The following is a 19,000-nucleotide window of genomic DNA, read 5'->3' as shown; positions in this document are numbered from 1 at the left end:
AACTGACGTACCGTCAGAACTGAATGCCTCAGAACTTGACGTCCGAGCAGGCGTAGAAGGCGTTCGTGGTGTCCGCGATCGTCCACACCGCCAGGATCAGGTGACGGCCCGTCTTGCCCGCCGGGAGGGTCCCGGAGTGCGAGAGAGTCGCCGGCGGCTGCTGGTTGTTGTAGGGGACGGTGAGGAACGGCTGGGGGTCGAGCGCGGCCCGGGTCAGCTTCTGACTCGGGTTCCAGCCGTTCTTGGTGATGTAGTACTTGAAGTCGGTGGTGCGGTGCCGGGCCGTGAACTGCCAGCGGAAGCTGTGGCTCTGCCCCGCCGTGAGGCTCGTCGTCGGCCAGGCGCCACCCCGGGGGTCGTCGAGCTGGGCGAACTGCCCGAGCCCGCCGGCGCAGATCGTGCCGTCGGCGGGACCGGCGGCGGGGAAGCCCTTGGGGCCCTCGACCGACTGCGGCTCCCACTGGATGTTGCCGCAGTTGGTCACGGTGCCGTTGGCGCAGAGCTTCTGACGGCTGATCGGCGAGTCGGTGTAGCCGTGGCTGCCCGCGCTGCCGGTGGCGAGGAGGGAGGCGCCGGCGACGCCGAGCGCCACCACCGTCGCCCCTATGGATTTCTTGCGCATGTGCATGCTGTCGCTCCAGGAGAACGTGGGGGAGTTCCGTTGGGCCGTGCGCACGCGTGCGGTATTGCGGTATTGCGGTCTTACTCGGTGTGGTGCGGGTGACTCATTTTGGTCTGGACCAAGTACCAAGGTATGGACGGAAGTTGAACATGTCCATCCCCTCAGGCTCCTTCGGCGGGCGCCGTCCTGCCCGTGTAGAACGCCACCGTCAGGTCCTTGACCAGCGCCTTGCGCTCGTAGTCGTCCAGTTCCACCAGACCACGACTGGTCAGCCGGTGGACCACGTCGTCCACCGCGTCCACCACCGACGTCAGGACACTGTCCCGGTGCTTCGCGTCGATCGCCGCAATCCGGCGCCGCTGCATCGCCGCCGCGACCTCGGGGGCGTACTCGATGCGTGTCGGCTGCGCCGAGAAGACGTCGACCCCGACCGGGGCGCACTCCGCCGACAGCATCCGGGTCAGGGCCTCGCCGACCGCCTCGGAGTCCCGGAGCGTCGGGGCGTCCTCGTGGAAGGCGTCCGCCGGAAGCTGCGACAGCACCCGGGCCATCGCCGCCTCCACCTGCTCCCGCAGGTACTCCTCGTGGCCGTCGACCCCCAGCGCGGCGCGGACGGTGTCCCGGACCCGCCAGACGACGAGGACGACGACGTCCAGGGCCGTGCCCTTCGCGTCGACCGCGGGCAGCGGCTCACTGCGCCAGTGCCGGAGCCGGACGTCGACACGACGGCGGAGCAGGAGCGGGCTGACCCAGACCAGACCCGTACGGCGAACGGTGCCGCGGTAGTCCCCGAAGAGGGTCAGGACCCAGGCGTAACCGACCCGGCCGCGGCCGAGACCGCCGACCGCGAAGAGAGTGGCGACGACACCGAGCGCGAGCAGCGCCCACTGGCCGAGATGGATGCCGTGGTACGGGCGGGCCGGCAGCCGCAGCATCCGCGCCGCCTCCTCCGGCACGGCCCCGGTCCACCACACGACCGCCGCGCAGCCGGCGAGCGCGAGGGCGCCGCCGACCACGCCGACCCAGCCCGGCAGCACCGGGCCGGGCCGCTCGACGAGATCGGGATCGGCGGTGGGGGCGGGGCGGGCCTCGGGCCGGGGCTGCTGCTGCTTCCGGGCCTGGGCCTGGGGGTGGGGTTGGCCCTTGGGGCCTGACCGGTTCGACGGCTTCGTCTGCGTCTTCGCGGGTGCCGGGATGGCCGCCTTGCCGTTCCTCGCCGGGTCGGCGGTCGCGGCCATCGCGACGGTGTCGGGACCCTCGTCGTCCCCGTGCGCGCCGAGGGCCGTGCCGGTGGCGCCGCCCTCCGGCTCGTCCCGGAAGAGCAGGTGCACGGGGATGGAGCCGGTGGTCTCGGCCCCGATCACGTTCTTCCGCCGCGCGACCCGTACGACACCGGCGACGGGCACGGCGAGCGCGGCGACCCGCGCCTCGGTGATCCGCCCGAAGTCGGGCACGTCGACGCGCTTCTTGACCACGGAGACCTTGGCGGCGACCGGGGGCACGGGCACCACGGCGGGTGCGGGTGCCTTCGGGGAGGAGTCCGGGAGCGGCTCGGCGGGGGCCGCCTCTCCCTTGGGGGTTGCCTCCTCCTTGGAGGCCGGTGGACGCGCACCCGTCGGCGTACCGATGACCGAGCCCGTGACCGAGCCGAGCGGACCCGTCCTCGTGCCCCCGGCTGGATTCGAGGAGGCGGGCGTCGGCGTGGGCGCGGGCGTGGGCGTGGGCGTGGGCGTGACGAACACCGGGCCCACGTGGGTGGGTGCGTCCGTCGGCGGGGCGGGCGGCTTCGTGCCCTCGTCAGGTGCAGGTACAGGTGCAGGTACAAGGACCGGGGCCGCCGGGTCGCCCGTCGGCTTGTCGGCCACCGGGCCCGCCGGGGCGGGTGCGGTCGGCGGCGGGCCGGCTGCCGCGGGGTCCGCCGGGGCGAGTGGTGTCGGGGCGAGTGGTGTCGGTTCGAGTGGTGTCGGGGGACGGTTCGGCCCGGTGGCCGTGGCGGGCGGTACCGGTTCCCCGCCCGGCTGTGGTGACGTGCGGGGAAGGGTGCCGTCCGTCAGGCGTCTGGCCGTGCGGGCCGCGTCACGCGAGGCCGCCGCGCCGGAGTCCGCGGGGGTCGGGGTCGATGCGGTCATTCGGGTCCACCTCATGCTCTCGGGGTCATCGGAACAAGCGCCGCCAGGTCTCCGGGCCCGGGTAGCCGTCGGCCGCTCCGCCGCGCCAGCCCTGAGCCCGCTGGAACGCCTCGACGTTGCGGCGGTCCGCCTCCGTCCAGCGCGGACCGGGTCCCGACAGGTAGTGCTTGCCGAAGCCCCGCTTCACCAGTTGTTTGCCCAGCTTCTCCACATATGCGTGGGATTGGCCCGGACGGAAGTAGCCACGCCCGGGGAACCCCGTCGCATTCGCGCTCGAACCGCCCGAACCACCCGATCCGCCGATGTCCTTACCCTTGCCGGCGACGAGGAGCTTCCACGTGTCCGGCCCGGGCAGGCCGTCCGCTTCCTTGCCCTTCCAGCCCTGCGCGAGCTGGAACGCCTGGGTCGCACGCCGGTCCGCCTCGCCCCACTTCGGACCCGGTCCCTTGCTGTAGTACTTCTTGCCGCCGCGCTCGACGAGGAGCTTGCCGAGCTGGGTGACGTGGGAGTTGTTCGCGCCCGGGCCGAACTTGCCCGCGCCCGGGTACGGGGTCGCCGGCGTGGTCGGCGTCGTCGGCTTCGACCCGCCGCCGGTCGTGCCGCCCCCGCTGCCGCCGCTCACCACGCCCTTGTAGCGGTAGGCCACGTACCGGCCGGAGTTCTCCCAGTACGCCATGGGCGTCGCCTGCTTCCGCGTGCGCGGCTTGGTCTGCTCGTACGCGATGTACGAGGTGTGGGTGTAGTCGGTCCAGCCGCCGAAGATCGTGACGTGCGAGCCGCGCGTCGGGTTGGCCGGGTTGTGGAACAGCAGGATGTCGCCGGGCTGGAGCTCGGTGCGGTCGATCCGCTCGGCGAAGCGGTCGAGGCTCCCGGTCCACTCGTTGCTGCGCAGGTTCCAGGCCATGGAGATGTAGCCGGAGCAATCCTGGCGATACCCGTCCGACCAGTACTTCTCCATGGAGTACGGGACCTGTGCGGTCACCCACAGCTTGGCGCGGTTGATGATCTCGGCCCGGGTCGTCTGCCGCAGCGTGCCCGTCGAGATCTGGCTGGTCGCCGGGGTGGTGGCCGTCCCCGTACCCGTACCGGGGGGCGGGGTCGGCGTCGGGGAGGGCTGGGGGTTGGGGCCCGGCGCTCCGTGCAGCGGCTCCCGCCCGCCCTGCGGGGTGTCCGGCCCAGGCCAGGGACTCACGTGGTCGGCGGCGCCCGCGGCCGACCGCTCCCGCAGGACCGCCGTGTCCATCTCCGTACCCGTACCCGTACCCGTGCCCGTGCCCGCACTCGGGCCCGGGCCCGCATCCACGTCCGCCGGGGTGAACGGGCCCATCGGGCCGACCGGCTCCGCCGGGCGGGAGAGGGCCGTCGCCACTCCCGCCCCTCCCCCGCCGAGGACCACTCCCGCCGCCGTCACCAGGACCAGCGCGCGGCGCGCGCCGTGTGCCGCCGGGTGGCCGCCGGCCCGCACGGGCAGGCCAAGCGCGAGGCCACGGCGCTGCTGGGCACAGCCCGGGCAGCCGCAGTCGGCCGCGGGTTCGAACTCCTCGAAGACCGGCACGCTCATGCGATTCCCCTCCACACTCGTCAAGATCTTTTGACCCTCGGTTCGGGCGCCAGTGTCTCAACTGTCTGGACAAATCGCATTTTGACGGATCGAAGGCCCAGTACGACCATCCAACAGGCCGGACGCGACCGATATTGGTCAGGAGCACGCCTCCAGGTCCGGTAGAGTTCTCTCTGTCAGCAGGCGCCGCTAGCTCAGTTGGTTAGAGCAGCTGACTCTTAATCAGCGGGTCCGGGGTTCGAGTCCCTGGCGGCGCACGCAGAGTCAAGGCTCCCTCACCATCGGTGAGGGAGCCTTGGTCGTTCCCGAGGGCGCGGGGCTCCTCCCCCGCCCCGAACTACCGGGCGTTGCGGGCCAGTTCCAGCGCGTACGCGTCGAACCACTCCCCCGCCCTCGGGCCGCCCCGGCACTCCCCGTCCGACTCGCCCGGCCGCTTGATCCACAGGTACGCCGCGACCAGCGGGTCCCCGGTGCTCCGGGTCGGCGGCGCGCCGAGCGCGCGGCCCGGCGGGTTGCACCAGCTCTGGGCCGGGTCGCCCTCGGCGTAGGGGCCGTTCCCGTTCCTGCTGGTGTCGATCACGAAGGGCTTGTCGCCGAGCAGCGCCGACAGCTGCCGGCCGTAGGTGGTGCTCGCCGCGGTCGTCTGGAAGTTCGAGACGTTGACCGCGAAGCCGTCGGCCTCGGCGATCCCCGCCTCCTGGAGCGGGCCGCGCAGCTGCGCCGGAGCGACCCAGCCCGCGTTGCCCGCGTCCAGGTAGACGGTGGTGGCCGGCTGCTGCTTCAGCCGCAGGACGGCCGCCTTGAGCAGCTCGTACCGCTCCCCGTGGTGCCGCTCCTCGGTGCAGCCGTCGACGACGTGCATCACGGCGTCCGGTTCCAGGACGACGGTCGCGCGCCGCGCGCCGATGCCGCGGGCGACGGCGTCCACCCAGGCGCGGTAGGCGGCGGGGTCCGCCGCGCCGCCCGCCGAGTGCTGGCCGCAGTCGCGGTGCGGGATGTCGTAGAGGACGAGGAGCGCCTCGCGCCCGGCGCGGGTGGCGGCCTCGGTGACGGCGCGGGTCTCGTCCTCGGGCCGGTCGGAGCCGATCCACTCGGCCACCGGCCGGGAGGCGATCCGCCGCAGCAGCCCGGCCTCGGCGGTGCGGCCCGCGGCGAGGTGCGCGGCCATCTGCCGGGCGGCCTTGCCGTCGGGGTTCACCCAGTAGGGGGTGGGGCGGACGGGGTGGGAGCGGGGGCGGCCCCGGCCGCGGGCCGGGTGGGAGCGGGGGCGGCGTCGGCGGCGGGCGGGGCGCTCGTGGCGCGCGGAGTGGCCGGGCTCGTACAGCCGGCGGTGAGGAGGAACGCGAGCGCCAGAGCCGGGAGGGTGAGTCCCGCGCGACGCGCGCAGGGAGATACGGACATTCGGGGCCCCTCGGCACGTACGGAGCGGTCGCCGTCATCGTGACACGACAGCCCTCTGGGCCGGGCGAGGCAGGGCCTTTACAGTTTCCGGAACCCCGACCTCCCGCGGCCGGCACCGGGCTCCCTCCCGCCGCCCGTGAGCCCCGCGGTCGAGGACTGGACCGGCCGGTGGCGCTTGCGGGACGCGGCCCACCGGCCGGGCCCGGTCGCCGGGTCCTCAGGACGCCGCCGCCCCCGTGAGGTACGCCGAGACGACCACGTTCGCCGAGTACGTGCCGGCCGTGCGGTCGAAGGTGCCGCCGCAGGTGATCAGGCGGAGTTCGGCGCGGCCGGGTTCGCGCCGGCCGTAGACCTTGGTCGCGTCGAAGTGCTCGCGCGGGAAGACCTGGACGTCGTCGACCGTGAACTCGGCGACCGTGCCGTCCGTCCGGGTGACCCGGACCTTCGCGCCGGGGCGGGCCGCGCTCAGGCCGTAGAAGACCGCCGGGCGGGTGTCGGTGTCGACGTGGCCGACGAGGAGGGCGGCCCCGGCCGCACCCGGAGGGGTGCCGGCGCCGAACCAGCCCACCGCGTGCGGCATCGCGAAGGGCGGCGGGTCGATCGCGCCCGTACCGTCCAGGCCGCGCGCCACGACGGGCGCGGCGATGCCGAGGGACGGGACCTCCACCCGCCGGGGTGCGGCGGGGGCGAGCGGCTCGTGGGCCGGGGGCAGTGCCACGCCGAGCGGCCGGCCGACGGCGGCGATGTCGCCGTGGGTGGGCGCGGAGCTGCCCCCGGGGCCCTCGGTGACCTCACGGCCCCAGAGCCAGAGCCCGAGGAGCAGCAGCGCCCAGGCGACACCGGTGACGAGCCGCCCGGTGCCCGCCGGGCGGGTTCCGGACGGCATCCTCAGTCCGAGCCCGGACCCGAGCCCGAATCCGTGCCGGAGCCGGGGCCGGCGGTGCGGCGGCGGGAGGTGCGGAAGGCGACCGCCACGGCCGCGATCGCGGCCATGCCGAGGCCGAGCAGGGTGTACGGGGTGCCGAGGCCGCTCTCGGTCGTGGTCTGGGCGACTCCGGGGGCGGCCGGGGCGGCGAAGGCGGCGGTGCCGCCGCCGCCCGCGCGGACCGGGGCGACCGGGCTCGCGTGGTGGGTCGGCTCGTGGGTCGGCTTCTCGGTCGGCTTGTGCGTCGGCTTCTCGGTCGGCTTGTGGTGCTTGACCTGCACCGTGCCGACGTCCCGGTGGTCGTGGCCGTCACAGGTCACGGTGACCTTGTACGTACCGTCCTCGAGTCCGGACTTGATCGTGGTGTCCCCGAACAGCGGGTGGTCCCCGCCGTCCCGGCCGGTGAGCTCCACGTCGGCGACGAACGCCTGGGACTTCGCGGCACCGGTCGTGCCCTTGCAGCCCTTGACGTGGACGTCGACGTCGGCGCCGGGCAAGGCGGTGGACGGGGTGACGGTGGCCTTCACCCCGTCGTGGGCGTACGCACTACCGGCCGTGGGTGCCAGTACAAGTACGACGGCCGCCCCCGCGGCACGGAGAGCAATGGGACCTGAACGCATCGTGACCTCCTGGTACTGGCAGGGTCACCCGGATCGGCGCTCTTCGCATCCGCAGGGGGCGGGCGGGGCGTCCGCTACACGCGGTCGACGATGTCCGCGATCGAGTTCACGATCTTGGACGGGCGGAACGGGAAGCGGTCGATCTCGGCCTGGCTGGTCAGGCCGGTCAGGACCAGGAAGGTCTGCATGCCCGCCTCCAGACCGGCCAGGATGTCGGTGTCCATCCGGTCGCCGATCATCGCGCTGGACTCGGAGTGGGCGCCGATGGCGTTGAGGCCGGTGCGCATCATGAGCGGGTTCGGCTTGCCCGCGAAGTACGGCTCCTTGCCGGTGGCCTTCGTGATGAGCGCGGCGACGGAGCCGGTGGCCGGGAGCGGGCCCTCCAGGGAGGGGCCGGTCTCGTCGGGGTTGGTGCAGATGAAGCGGGCGCCTGCGTTGATGAGCCGTACGGCCTTGGTCATCGCCTCGAAGGAGTACGTCCGGGTCTCGCCGAGGACCACGTAGTCCGGGTCGTGGTCGGTGAGGACGTAGCCGATGTCGTGCAGCGCGGTGGTGAGGCCGGCCTCGCCGATGACGTACGCGGTGCCGCCGGGGCGCTGGTCGTCGAGGAACTTGGCGGTGGCGAGGGCCGAGGTCCAGATGTTCTCGACGGGGACTTCGAGGCCCATGCGGGCGAGGCGGGCGTGCAGGTCGCGGGCCGTGTAGATCGAGTTGTTCGTGAGGACCAGGAAGGGCTTCCCGGTCTCCCGCAGCTTCTTGATGAACGCGTCGGCGCCGGGGATCGGGACGCCCTCGTGGATGAGGACGCCGTCCATGTCGGTCAGCCAGGATTCGATCGGCTTGCGCTCTGCCATGGGTGCGGGACTCCTGCCGTACAGACGTGCGGTGTGCTGGGGGCGCCGCGACAGCGCTGTGGCGACGCCCCCAGGGTAGTCAGGATGGGCTGGTCCTGACCCCGTCGGTGATCAGGAAGCCTTGATCAGGAAGCCGTGACCTTGACGCCGTCGATCGTCCAGTACCAGTTGTTGGCGCCGGTGTAGCGGAAGCGGAAGCTCACGCTGGACGTCCCGGCGGGGACGTTCACGGTGAGCGACTGGGGCTGGGAGATCACGTCGGAGGTGTAGCTCTTGACGACGGTCGGGGTGCCGCCGTTGAAGCTCGCCAGGACCTGGGCGGTCTGGCTGCCCTCCTGGCGGTAGAAGGTCGTGAAGTCGAGGGTGGCCCGGGTCGCGCCCGCGACGCTGTACGCGGGGGTCACGAGGGTCGAGTCGTACGGACCCGAGAAGGACTTGTCGGCCCACTCGTCGGAATCGGCGACGGCGAAGACGCCCCGGGCGCGGACGTTGAGCTCGCGGGACTGGTCGCGCTGGGCGCGGGACCAGAACTCGTCGGTGGCGAAGGACCAGCCGCGCCACTCGGTCATGCCGCCGGTGCCCATGGCGTTGTTGACGACGGACCAGCCGCTGGGCGCGGTGTGGGTGAAGCCGAGGATCCCGGCGGGGATGCCGGTCTCGTCGACGCGGCCGGTGAGCGAGCCGTACAGGCTGTCGAAGGGGTCGGTCGAGCGCTGCTGGATCGGCTTGCCGTCGAGGCCCCAGGACGCGGCGGGGACGATGCCGAGCTGGTGGAAGACGGTGGCGGCGACGTCGACGAGGCGGGTGTCGATCGGGCGGGCGCCGGCGGCGATGCCGGGGCCCTGGGCGAGGACGAAGGTGCGGCGCTCCTCGATGGCGGAGCCGCCGTGGCCGCCGCCGTCGGTGTGGCCGTGGTCGGTGGTGACGATGACCGTCCAGCGTTCCGTGGCGTACGCGGGGCGGGCCTTGATCGCGGTGAGGAGGCGGCCGAGGTAGGCGTCCTGGACGTCGATGGCGTCGAGGTACTTGCTGTGCGCGGCGCCGTAGTTGTGACCGATCTCGTCGGTCTCGCCGAAGTAGACGAAGAGGACGTCGGGGTTCTGGTTGCGGAGGATGTCCTCCGTCGCGTCGGTGATCACCAGGTCGTTGACCACGTAGTTGTTGTTGTAGACGAGCTTGGCGTCGGCGCCCGGGGTGACGGTGCCGTGGGTGTCCAGCTCGGGCCAGTCGACGGCGGCGAAGAGGGAGAGCTCGGGGCGGATCTGGTGCAGCCGGGCCAGGAAACCGGGGTACTGGCCGTAGTTCTTGCCGGTGAAGGTGTTGTCCTTCACGCCGTGCTTGTCGGGCCAGACGCCCGTGGAGATGGTGGACCAGCCGGGGCCGGAGGAGGTCGCGGCCATCGGGTTCGCGTAGAGCAGGGAGCGGCCGAACGTGCCGTTCGTCATCAGGGACTTGAGGTGGGGGGCCTTGGCGGCGTCGATCCTGTCGTACCGCAGGCCGTCCATGCCGACGACGAGGACCTTGTCCTTGCTGGTGCCGTTGGGGAGCGTGGGGGCGGCGGTGGTGGCCGCGTGGGCGGCGGGGGCGGTGAGCGCGCCGGTGGCGGCGACGGCCGCGGTGGCGCCTGCGGCGGCGAGCACGGTGCGGCGGGAGATGCCGGTGATCGGCATGTCGGAGTCCTCCGTCAGAGGTCGATAGGGGGGCGAACGCGCGCCAACGCCCCTGATTTCTCAGAGGCGTTGGTTCGTACCCGTTATCTTTCCGCGATGTACGGAGGCTTTCCAGGGGCGTGCGGTGAACTCTTGGCTACCGATCGACTGCCGGTCGGCTGCCGGTCAGCTGCCGGTCGCGGACTTCCACCCGTCGACGTACGTCTTCAGGTTCTTGTCGATGTCGGCCCAGTCCGGCTCGAAGATCTCGACGCCTTCGAGGAGCTTGGCGAGTTCGATCGCGTTGGCGTCGGTGGGCTTGACGTCCTTGCGGGCCGGGAAGCCGCCGCCGATCGCGCTGACCTCGCGCTGGGCCTGCTCGCTCAGCATGAAGTCGAGGAGCTTCTTGCCGTTGTCGGCGTGCGGGGCCTTGTCGACCAGGCCCGCCGCGTACGGCAGGGCGAAGGTGGTCGGCTTGCCGGCGCCCTTCGCCGGGAACCAGATGCCGAGGTTCGGCATGGACCGGGCCTGGGCGAAGTTCATCTGGACGTCGCCGTTGGCGACGAGGAGCTCGCCCTTGTCGACCTTCGGGGCGAGCTTGGAGGTGGAGGAGGACGGGCCGACGTTGTTGGCCTGGAGCTTCTTCAGGTACTCCATGGCCGGCTCCTGGCCGCCGAAGTCGTGCATGGCCTTGATGAGGACGGCGGTGCCGTCGCCCGCGACGCCGGGGGTCGAGTACTGGAGCTTGTTCTTGTACTTCGCGTCGAGCAGCTCCTCCCAGCTCTTGGGCGCGGCCGGCAGCTCCTTCTTGTTGTGGATGAAGCCGAAGTAGTTGTTGACGACCGAGGTCCACTTGCCGTCGCCGGACTTGTCGCCGCCGCCGACCTGGTCGGCGCCCTTGGGTTCGTACGCCTGGAGCAGGCCCTTGGAGTCGGCCTGCTGGATGAAGGGCGGCAGGGTCACGATGACGTCGGCCTGGGTGTTGCTCTTCTCGCGGAGGGCGCGCTGCACCATCTCGCCGGAGCCGCCCTCGACGTACTTGACCGTGATGCCGGTCTGCTTCTCGAAGTCCTTGAAGACCTTGTCGTACCAGCCGTCGCCCGCCTCGCCCTTGAGGCCGTCGGCGCTGTAGACGGTGACGATCTTCTCGTCGGAGGCGGCGGAGGAGCCGCCGCAGGCGGTGAGCGTGGAGGCGAGGGCGAGTGCGCCGGTGACGGCGGCGATCGGCTTGGCGTACGTACGCATAACGTCGTTTTCTCCTAGCGGAATGCGGACTGGCGGGCTGCGGACTAGCGGAAGGAAGCTCTGGTACGGATGCGGGAGACGGCGAGCAGGGCCAGCAGGGTCGCGGCCATGAGGACCACGGCGAGGGCCGAACCGGTGAAGAGCGAACCCCGGTCGGTGGCCGTGAAGATGAGGACCGGAAGCGGCAGCCAGTCCGGCGGGTAGAGCATCATCGTGGCGCTCAGCTCGCCCATGGACAGGGCGAAGCAGAGCCCGGCCGCCGCGTTCAGGGACGGCAGCAGGAGCGGGAGCCGCACGCGGAGCAGGACGTACGAGGGGCGGGCGCCGAGGCTGGCCGCCGCCTGCTCGTACATCGGGTCGAGACGGCGGATGGCCGCCGAGACCGACTGGTGGGCGAAGGCCGTGACGAGCACGGTGTGCGCGAGGATCACGATCCAGCGCGTGCCGTTGAGGAGCACCGGCGGCTGCGAGAACGCCACGAGGACGGCGAGTCCGACGACGACGGACGGCACGGCGACCGGCAGCATGAAGAGCGCGTCGAGGATCCTGCGGCCCCGCTTGCCCATCGCGGCGGACGCGAGCGCCGCCCAGGTGCCGACGGTCAGGGCGATCAGGCTCGCGGTGACGGCGGTGACCAGGCTGGTGGTGAGCGCCTGGAGGGATTCTCCGCGCACGGCCGCCGTGTAGTGGGCGGTGGTGGGGCCGGAGGGGAAGGCGCCAGACCAGTGCGTGGAGAACGAGGCGGCGACGATGACGAGCAGGGGCAGGGCGAAGAGGGGGACGAAGAGGACCGCGAACAGCGCCCAGGCCGTCCACTTGCCCGTCCGGCTATGCACCAGCACGGCGGCTCACCCCCCGGTAGAGGACGTAGAGGCCGACGGAGAGCGCGACGTTGACGACGGCGACGACGCAGGCGGCGGCGTAGTCGGATTCGAGGATCGCCTTGCTGTAGACGAGCATCGGGAGGGTCGTGACGCCCTTGGCGCCGGTGAAGAGGACGATCCCGAACTCGTTGAGGCACATGACGAGGACGAGGCTGCCGCCGGCGGCGAGCGCGGGCAGCGCCTCGGGCAGGATCACCTGCCGGATGATGCGGAGCGGCCTCGCGCCGAGGGAGGACGCCACCTCCAGCTGGGCGGTCTCCAGCTGCGAGAACGCGGCGAGGAGCGGGCGCATCACGAAGGGCGTGAAGTACGTGATCTCGGCGAGGAGGACGCCCCAGGGGGTCGTGAGGAACTGGAACGGGCCGGTCGTGTCGCCCGTGACGTCCGTCCAGACGCCGTTGGCCATGCCGACCGTGCCGTAGAGGAACAGCAGGGCGAGCGTGATCAGGAACGACGGGAAGGAGAGGAAGACGTCGATGAACTTCGCCACCGCCTTCCCGCCGGGGAAGGGCACGAAGGCGATCACGAGCGCGAGCGCGAAGCCGAGGACGAGGCAGCCGACCGTGGAGGCGACGGCGAGCCACACGGTGGTGACGAGGGCGTCGCGGAAGGACTCGGAGGCGAAGACGTCGGCGTACGCGCCGGGCGCCAGGGACTCCTGGACGACCAGCGCGAGGGGGTAGAGGAAGACGAGCGCGAGGACGGCGACGGGGGGCAGTGCCCAGACCCAGGCGGGGAGGGAGCGGGGCGTCCTCGTGGACCGGCCGGGCCCCTGATCCGCCGCCGCCGGGGCGGCGATCCGCACGGCGCTAGCCATCGGTCACCCCCGCGCCGAGCAGCACCGCGTCGTGCGGGGCGAAGTGGAGCGTGACCTCGGTGCCGAGCGCCGGGGTCTCGCGGAGTTCGCGCACGTCCGCCTTCACGCGGTGGCCGCCGACCTCGACGTACAGCCGGTGGGTGGAGCCGCGCCACTGGACCTCGGTGACGCGGCCCCGGAGCGCGTTCGGTCCTTCGCCGAGGCCGACCAGGTGCGGGCGGACGCAGAGGGTGGCGCTCGCGCCGGCGGCCACCCCGTCGGTGGGGAGCTTCAGCTCGGTGCCGGCGAAGGCGACGCCGTCCGAACCGACCGTCACCGGCAGCAGGTTGGCATTGCCGACGAACGACGCCGTGAACTCCGTACGCGGGCGGCGGTACAGGTCCTGCGGGGTGCCGCAGTCCTGGAGCCGGGCCTTGTCCATGACGGCGATCCGGTCGGCGAGGGTGAGCGCCTCGACCTGGTCGTGGGTGACGTACAGGATCGACACGTCGGGCAACTCGCGGTGCAGTCGGGCCAGTTCGGCGAGCATGCCGGAGCGGAGCTGGGCGTCGAGGGCGGAGAGCGGTTCGTCGAGGAGGAGGACGCGCGGCCGGATCGCGAGGGCGCGGGCGATGGCGACACGCTGCTGCTGCCCGCCGGAGAGCTCGCGGGGGTAGCGGCGCGCGTACGCCGCCATGCCCGTCATCTCCAGGGCCTCGGCGACCCGGGCGGGGATCTCGGCCTTGGGCGCCTTCTGGGCCTTGAGGCCGAAGGCGACGTTGGCGTCGACGCGCAGGTGCGGGAAGAGGGCGTACTGCTGGACGACCATGCCGATGCCCCGCTTGTACGGCGGGAGGGCGGTGACGTCCTGGCCGCCGATGAACACCCGCCCGGAGGCCGGCCGCACGAACCCGGCGACGGCCCGCAGCGCGGTCGTCTTGCCGGATCCCGAGGGCCCGAGGAGGGCCATGACCTCGCCGGGTTCGACGGTCAGGTCGAGGCTGTCCAGGACGGTGGTGCCGCCGTACGCGACGGAGACGCCCTCGAAGCGGATACCGCTGTTCATGCCTCCAGCTCCCGGAGGAGTGCGGGGAGTTCGGCGATCGAGGCGAGGACGTGGGTGGCGCCGTGCTCTTCGAGCGCGGTTTCGCCGTGGGCGCCGGTGAGGACGCCCGCCACGATCCCGGCGCCCGCGCGGGAGCCGCTGAGCATGTCGTACGAGGTGTCGCCCGCGACCGCGATCCGCCGGACGTCATCGACCGCGCCCGTACGGAGGAGGGCCGCGAGGACCATGTCCGGGTAGGGGCGGCCCCGGCCGCCGGCGTCGGCCGGGCAGAGGGTCAGCTCGACGAGGTCGCGCCAGCCGAGAGCGTCGAGGATCGCGTCCTGGGTGACCCGGGCGAAGCCGGTGGTGAGGACGACGGTCCTGCCCTGCTCCTTCAGCGTGGCGACGGCCTCGGCCGCGCCGGGGATCGGCGCGATCAGGCCGCCGGAGACGAGCTCTCCGTAGGCCTCCTCGAAGGCGAGGTTGGCCTGCTCGGCGCGGTTCTCGTCGCCGCCGAAGAGGTGGCGGAAGACGGAGATCTTGGACTCGCCCATGGTGGCGCGGACGTAGTCGATCATCGTGGCGGGGTCCTCGCCGAGGCGCTCGGCGGCGGCGGAGAAGGCCCGCTCGACGAGGCCGCCGTCGGCGACGGTCGTGCCGGCCATGTCGAGGACGACGAGGTTCATCGGGTCGTTCTTGGTCATCGGTGTCACCAGCCCAGTTCGTTCGCGGTCGTCTCGGCGATGGCGGGCGAGCAGGTCATGCCACGCCCGCCGGGCCCGGTCACCAGCCACACCCCGTCGCCGACCTGCTGGCGGTGCACGACCCGGCTGGTGTCGACGCACTGCGCGTACACCCCGGCCCAGCGGCGCTTGATCTTCGGCAGCGGGCGGCCGAGGAACGACTCGACGACGCGGGTGAGGTGCTCGTAGGGGTCTTCGAGGGTGTCGAAGGCGAAGGGGTGCTCGTACTCGTGGGTGTCGCCGATGGTCAGTCCGCCGTCGAGCCGCTGCACCATGAGGAGCTGCATCTTGTGGGCGGCGGCGGTCGGGTCCTGCGGCTGACCGGAGTTGAGGGCGTCGAGGGCCTCGGAGGCGTACGCCGGGTAGTAGCGGAAGGAGTCGGCGTCGGCGACGGAGGTGGTGAGCGCCTCGCCGAGGGGCTCGGTCTGCATCATCTGGAGCCGGACCCGGCGGACGGGTATCTCGCCGGCGACCTCGCGGACGAGGCCGGAGAGCCAGGCGCCGGTGCACAGGACGACGGCGTCGCCGGTGTGCGTCTCGCCCCGGTCGTCGCGGACGGCGCCCCTGCCGACGACGTCCCGGACCTCACGGTTCGGCAGGAAGGTGTACTTCCCGGTGGCCAGCAGCGCCTCACGGAGGGCGAGTTGGGCCAGGCGCGGCTCGACCGCCGCGTCCCGCTCGCACCAGAGGGCGGCCTCGAATGCGCCGCGCAGGGCGGGGTTGACCGCGCGGGCCTCGTCCGCCGTCAGCAGCTTGTAGCCGCGGGCGGCGGCGTCGGGCCGCGCGAGGGCGGCCTCGGCGACGGCCAGTTCCAGGTCGTTGCGTACGGGGGTGAGGGAGCCGATGGCCCGGAAGCCGAGCCCGGGGACGCGGGCCCCGATGCCCTCCCACAGGTCGCGGGCGCGCAGGGCGGTGTCGAGCTCCTCCCCGCCCGCGCGTCCGCTCACCCAGATCTGGCCGAAGTTGCGGAGGGATGCTCCGCGCGCCTCCGCCTCGCGCTCGATGTGTACGACCTCATGGCCGCGTTCCACTGCGTGCCAGGCGTGCATGGTTCCCACCACGCCGGCTCCTACGACGATCACCTTCATGGCCGAAACGGTCGTGGCGGCGGGTGGCCCGGACGGATCCGGTGGGCAACGGGACGGTGAACGGCCCGACAAGCTTGGACCAGACCCGTTATCGTTCTGTGATATTCAGGGGCCGTGGGCACCTGCGGTCGGGGTCAGTCCTGGCGGCCCAGGTGCGCCGTGAAGCTGAACCGGTCGCCGCGGTAGAGGGTGCGGACCCGCTCCAGGGGGCGCCCCGAGGTGTCCCGGGAGACGCGGTGGAGCAGCAGCATCGGCAGCGCGGGCGGGGTGCCGATGAGCAGGGCCTCGCGCGGGGTCGCGAGCACGGTCTCGATCCGCTCGTCGGCGTCGCCGAAGGTCACACCGAGGTGGTCGTGGAGGTAGGCGTAGAAGGAGGAGTCCGGGTCGAAGTCGACGTCCAGGCGCGGGGCGCGGGCCTCGGTGACATACGTGCTCTCCAGGCCGACCCGCTCGTCGTCGGCGAGCAGCACGCGCTCCATGTGCCAGACGGGCTCGCCGCGTTCGGCGCCGATCTCCGGCGCGAGCGCCTCCGGGCAGGGGAAGCGGTCGAGGGAGATCAGGCTGCGGCCCGGGCGGCGGCCCTGCCGGCGGACGCCCTCCGTGTAGCTGGCGAGCGAGAGGGGCTGTTCGAGCTTGGGGCCCGCGACGACCGTGCCGCGGCCCTGGCGGCGCACCCGGCCCTCCAGGAGCAGTTCGCGCAGCGCCTGCCGGACGGTCTCGCGGGACACCTCGTATCGGACGGCGAGGTCACGCTCGGTGGGCAGTAGCCCACCCTCCCCCAACTCTTCGACGAGCAGGGAGAGTTTCGCCTTCACGGCGTAGTACTTGGGGACCCTGCCGTGCTCGGGGACGCCGGAACGGACGGGGGCGCCGGGGTCGGCGGGGGCGGTCTGGTAGTTCACGGAAGGATCGTCGCAGACGGTGATGAACGGGGAGGTGTACGGAACGTGGCTCAGGGGTGCCGGGGGTGGCGGGGGTGGTGGGGGGCCCGGGCGGTACGGGGGACGGCCCCGCCGGCGGCGCTGCGGGCGGTGCCGCGGGCGGCGCTGCGGGCCGTCCGCCGGACCGTGCGTTGGGCGGTGCGGACGAGGCCGGCGCCGAGCAGGACGAGCGCGGCGGCGAACGGGGCGAGGACGAGGGCGTCCTCGCCGGACTCCCGTCCGGTGCGGGCGAGTTCAGGTCTCGGGGCGGTGGCGTCCGCGTCCTTCGGGACCTTCGGCTCCGCGGGGGTCCGGCCCGGCGGCTCGGCCGCTTCGGCGGTCGGCTCGGGCGTACCGGATGCGTCGGGTACGACTGGGCCGACGGTCAGGCGGTAGTCGCCGGACGCGCCGACCCAGTCGCCGTCGGCGCCCCGGCGCTGGACGACCGCCGCGCTCACGACGACCTCGTCGGGAGCGGTGTCCTCGCGGAACGCGAGCCGTACGGGGACGGTGAGGGTCCGGCCCGCGGGGACCGCGAAGCCGCCGAAGTCGGCGAACACGCCCACGTTCTCGGCCTCCTCGGTCGTCTCGAAGACCACGGGCCACCAGCGGGCAGACCCCGCGTCGTAGAACTCGAAGCGGATCTGGGCGGGCCGGAGGGCGCGGCCCCGGTCGCTGTCCGCGAGGACGAGGACGGGGTGGACGCCGGTGCAGGACGCGTCGGTGGTGTTCGTGAGGTCGAGCTTCCAGGCCTGGAGGGGGCCGCCGGCGGCGTAGTCGGCCGGGCCGCCGTGGATCCGGGTCGCAAGCGGGAACCCGCCGTCGGCCGCCGTGCCGCAGGAGGGGGCGGGCGGGTCGGGCGCGGGCACGACGGGGGCCGGGGCGTCGGGCGCGGGGGCGTTGAGGGCGGGGGGCGCGGAGGCGCTGGGGGCGGGGGCTCCGGGGGCGGCTGGGGCGGCTGGGCCGAGGGGCGGGACGTTGAGCGCCGGGGCGTTGCGGGCCGGAGCGTTGAGCGCCGGGGGCGCTGCGGCGAGCGTCGTCGGGGCCGGGGTCGCGAGGGCAGGGGCCGTGAGGGCGAGGGCAGCGGTCGCAGTGACCGCCGAAACAGCCGCCGAGACGGCCGCCGTCTTCGCGGTCGCTCTCGCCGACGCGGCCAGGGTCGCGGTCACGGCGAGGGCGGTGCGCTGGCGCAGAGGGGCGGTTGCCATGGGGTGGCTGCCTTTGCTGCTGGCGGGCGTACGGGTCGGCCGCGACGCTGCCACGCCCGGGCGGGCGGGTCGGGCAGCGACACCGCTCGCGCCCCCGGACGGCCCGAGCAATCCGCCCGATCAGCCTATTGTCCGAAGATCGGAGCGAGGACGAGCCACGCCGCGCCCACCGCCACCGCCTGCGGGGCCGCGGCCACGGCGACCGACGTCGGGAGCCCGAGCCCGGCGAGGACCTCCCGGACCCCGTCGGCGAACACCTCCGGCGCGCCGAGCACCACCCGCCCGCCCAGCAGGACCTGATCGATGTCGAGGAGCCGTACGAGGTTGGCCGCGCCCGCGCCGAGGATCCGCGCGGCCTCGGCGAGTTCGCCGCGCGCGACCGCCGCGAGACAGAGGACCTCCAGGCACCCGCGCCCGCCGCAGTCGCACGGGGGCCCGTCGAGCTGGACGGTCTGGTGCCCGAGCTCGCCCGCCCCTGTCCTGTCCCCGCGCAGCGGCACACCGCCGAGGACGAGGCCGGCGCCCAGCCCCGTACCGAGGTGGACGTAGGCGAAGGAGCCGGGGGCGGCGGGCCGCAGGGCGAGGCCGAGGGCGGCGGCGTTCGTGTCCTTGTCGAGGACGACGGGCAGCCCGAGGAGCCGGGCCAGTTCGTCCCGTACCGGATACCCGTCCCAGGCGGGGAATCCGGTCACGCGGCCGGGCACCCCGGCGCGATGGTCCAGGGGCCCGGGCATGGCGACGCCGACCCCGAGGACGGGACCGGCGGACTCCCCCGCCCCGGCGGACTCCCCCTCCCCGACGGACTCCCCCTCCCCGACGGACTCCCCTGCCCCGGTGGGCTCACCGGCGCCCTCCGTGAGCAGCGCCCGCACCTCCCCCGTCACCGCGTCCAGGACCGGACCCGCCCCCTCCCCCAGGTCGACCGGGCGGCGGCGCAGGGACACGACCGTGCCCGCGAGGTCCGCCAGGAGGGTCGTCAGCTCGTCGCGGTCGAGGTGGACGCCGACCGCGTACCCGGCGGAGGGCGCCAGGCGCAGGACCGTGCGGGGTTTGCCGCCCGTCGAGGCGCGGTGGCCCGCCTCCGCCGCGAGGCCCTCGGCCCGGAGCCTGGCGGTGATCTTGCTGACGGCCTGCGGGGTGAGGCCGGTCCTCTCGGCCAGTTCCAGGCGGCTGATCCCCGTCTCCCCCGCCGTGCGCAGGAGGTCGAGCACGAGCGCGGCGTTGTGGCTGCGCAGCGCCGGTACGTTCACGCCGCCCTGGTCCCTCTGCTCCCTCTTCACGCCCCCATTGTCGCGGTCGCTTGCACTTTG

Annotated in this window: 16 protein-coding genes, 1 tRNA gene and 1 pseudogene; 1 reads left to right on the top strand and 17 read right to left on the bottom strand. The window is 73.2% G+C overall.

Annotated features, from left to right (window positions below; all coding sequences use genetic code 11):
* Positions 1-28: 28 nt before the first annotated feature.
* The 3 genes from OG357_RS24975 to OG357_RS24965 form a co-directional block, all read right to left on the bottom strand.
* Entirely contained in the window at positions 29-622 is a 594-nt protein-coding gene (locus tag OG357_RS24975; RefSeq protein ID WP_329625690.1) for a lytic polysaccharide monooxygenase auxiliary activity family 9 protein, read from the bottom strand.
* Between the two features lie 161 nt (positions 623-783).
* On the bottom strand, positions 784-2,751 hold the full coding sequence (locus OG357_RS24970) for an SPFH domain-containing protein (RefSeq protein ID WP_329623270.1): 1,968 nt from the start codon (positions 2,749-2,751) through the stop codon (positions 784-786).
* A gap of 25 nt (positions 2,752-2,776) precedes the next feature.
* Complete coding sequence (locus tag OG357_RS24965) at positions 2,777-4,312, bottom strand: peptidoglycan-binding protein (protein ID WP_329623269.1); 1,536 nt, start codon at positions 4,310-4,312, stop codon at positions 2,777-2,779.
* 183 nt (positions 4,313-4,495) lie between these two features.
* Here OG357_RS24965 and OG357_RS24960 point away from each other — a divergent pair.
* Positions 4,496-4,569, top strand: a tRNA-Lys gene (locus OG357_RS24960).
* A gap of 80 nt (positions 4,570-4,649) precedes the next feature.
* Here the strand turns inward: OG357_RS24960 and OG357_RS24955 are convergent.
* From OG357_RS24955 to OG357_RS24890, 14 genes and pseudogenes are all read right to left on the bottom strand, one after another.
* Positions 4,650-5,534 (bottom strand): annotated as a pseudogene (locus OG357_RS24955) (glycoside hydrolase family 6 protein); the annotation flags it as partial.
* Between the two features lie 396 nt (positions 5,535-5,930).
* Positions 5,931-6,599, bottom strand: coding sequence for a class F sortase (locus tag OG357_RS24950; protein ID WP_329623268.1), 669 nt, complete (start codon positions 6,597-6,599; stop codon positions 5,931-5,933).
* Positions 6,600-6,601: 2 nt separating this feature from the next.
* Positions 6,602-7,258 (bottom strand): hypothetical protein, encoded by a 657-nt coding sequence (locus tag OG357_RS24945; protein ID WP_329623267.1) that lies wholly within the window; start codon positions 7,256-7,258, stop codon positions 6,602-6,604.
* A gap of 74 nt (positions 7,259-7,332) precedes the next feature.
* A complete protein-coding gene (locus OG357_RS24940) occupies positions 7,333-8,112 on the bottom strand; it encodes an HAD-IIA family hydrolase (RefSeq protein WP_317595635.1) in 780 nt (259 codons plus the stop codon).
* 125 nt (positions 8,113-8,237) lie between these two features.
* Complete coding sequence (locus tag OG357_RS24935) at positions 8,238-9,782, bottom strand: alkaline phosphatase family protein (RefSeq protein ID WP_329623266.1); 1,545 nt, start codon at positions 9,780-9,782, stop codon at positions 8,238-8,240.
* A 165-nt stretch (positions 9,783-9,947) separates the two neighbouring features.
* Positions 9,948-11,006: a 2-aminoethylphosphonate ABC transporter substrate-binding protein gene (locus OG357_RS24930; protein ID WP_329623265.1), complete on the bottom strand. Its 1,059-nt coding sequence runs from the start codon at positions 11,004-11,006 to the stop codon at positions 9,948-9,950.
* 44 nt (positions 11,007-11,050) lie between these two features.
* Positions 11,051-11,848, bottom strand: a complete 798-nt coding sequence (locus OG357_RS24925; RefSeq protein WP_317595641.1) for an ABC transporter permease — start codon at positions 11,846-11,848, stop codon at positions 11,051-11,053.
* A complete protein-coding gene (locus OG357_RS24920) occupies positions 11,835-12,707 on the bottom strand; it encodes a 2-aminoethylphosphonate ABC transporter permease subunit (RefSeq protein WP_329623264.1) in 873 nt (290 codons plus the stop codon). Before OG357_RS24920 ends, OG357_RS24925 begins: the two co-directional genes overlap by 14 nt.
* A complete protein-coding gene (locus tag OG357_RS24915; protein WP_329623263.1) occupies positions 12,700-13,752 on the bottom strand; it encodes an ABC transporter ATP-binding protein in 1,053 nt (350 codons plus the stop codon). Before OG357_RS24915 ends, OG357_RS24920 begins: the two co-directional genes overlap by 8 nt.
* Entirely contained in the window at positions 13,749-14,435 is a 687-nt protein-coding gene (locus OG357_RS24910; RefSeq protein ID WP_329623262.1) for a phosphonatase-like hydrolase, read from the bottom strand. Before OG357_RS24910 ends, OG357_RS24915 begins: the two co-directional genes overlap by 4 nt.
* 5 nt (positions 14,436-14,440) lie before the next feature.
* Positions 14,441-15,562, bottom strand: coding sequence for a TIGR03364 family FAD-dependent oxidoreductase (locus OG357_RS24905; protein WP_329623261.1), 1,122 nt, complete (start codon positions 15,560-15,562; stop codon positions 14,441-14,443).
* 134 nt (positions 15,563-15,696) lie between these two features.
* Positions 15,697-16,464, bottom strand: a complete 768-nt coding sequence (locus OG357_RS24900; RefSeq protein WP_329623260.1) for a GntR family transcriptional regulator — start codon at positions 16,462-16,464, stop codon at positions 15,697-15,699.
* 50 nt (positions 16,465-16,514) lie between these two features.
* Positions 16,515-17,690: a hypothetical protein gene (locus OG357_RS24895; RefSeq protein ID WP_329623259.1), complete on the bottom strand. Its 1,176-nt coding sequence runs from the start codon at positions 17,688-17,690 to the stop codon at positions 16,515-16,517.
* A gap of 125 nt (positions 17,691-17,815) precedes the next feature.
* Entirely contained in the window at positions 17,816-18,970 is a 1,155-nt protein-coding gene (locus OG357_RS24890) for an ROK family transcriptional regulator (RefSeq protein WP_329623258.1), read from the bottom strand.
* Positions 18,971-19,000: the final 30 nt, after the last annotated feature.

It is taken from the genome of Streptomyces sp. NBC_01255, assembly GCF_036226445.1.
Lineage (GTDB): Bacteria > Actinomycetota > Actinomycetes > Streptomycetales > Streptomycetaceae > Streptomyces.
This window is presented reverse-complemented; position numbering and strand designations above follow the sequence as displayed.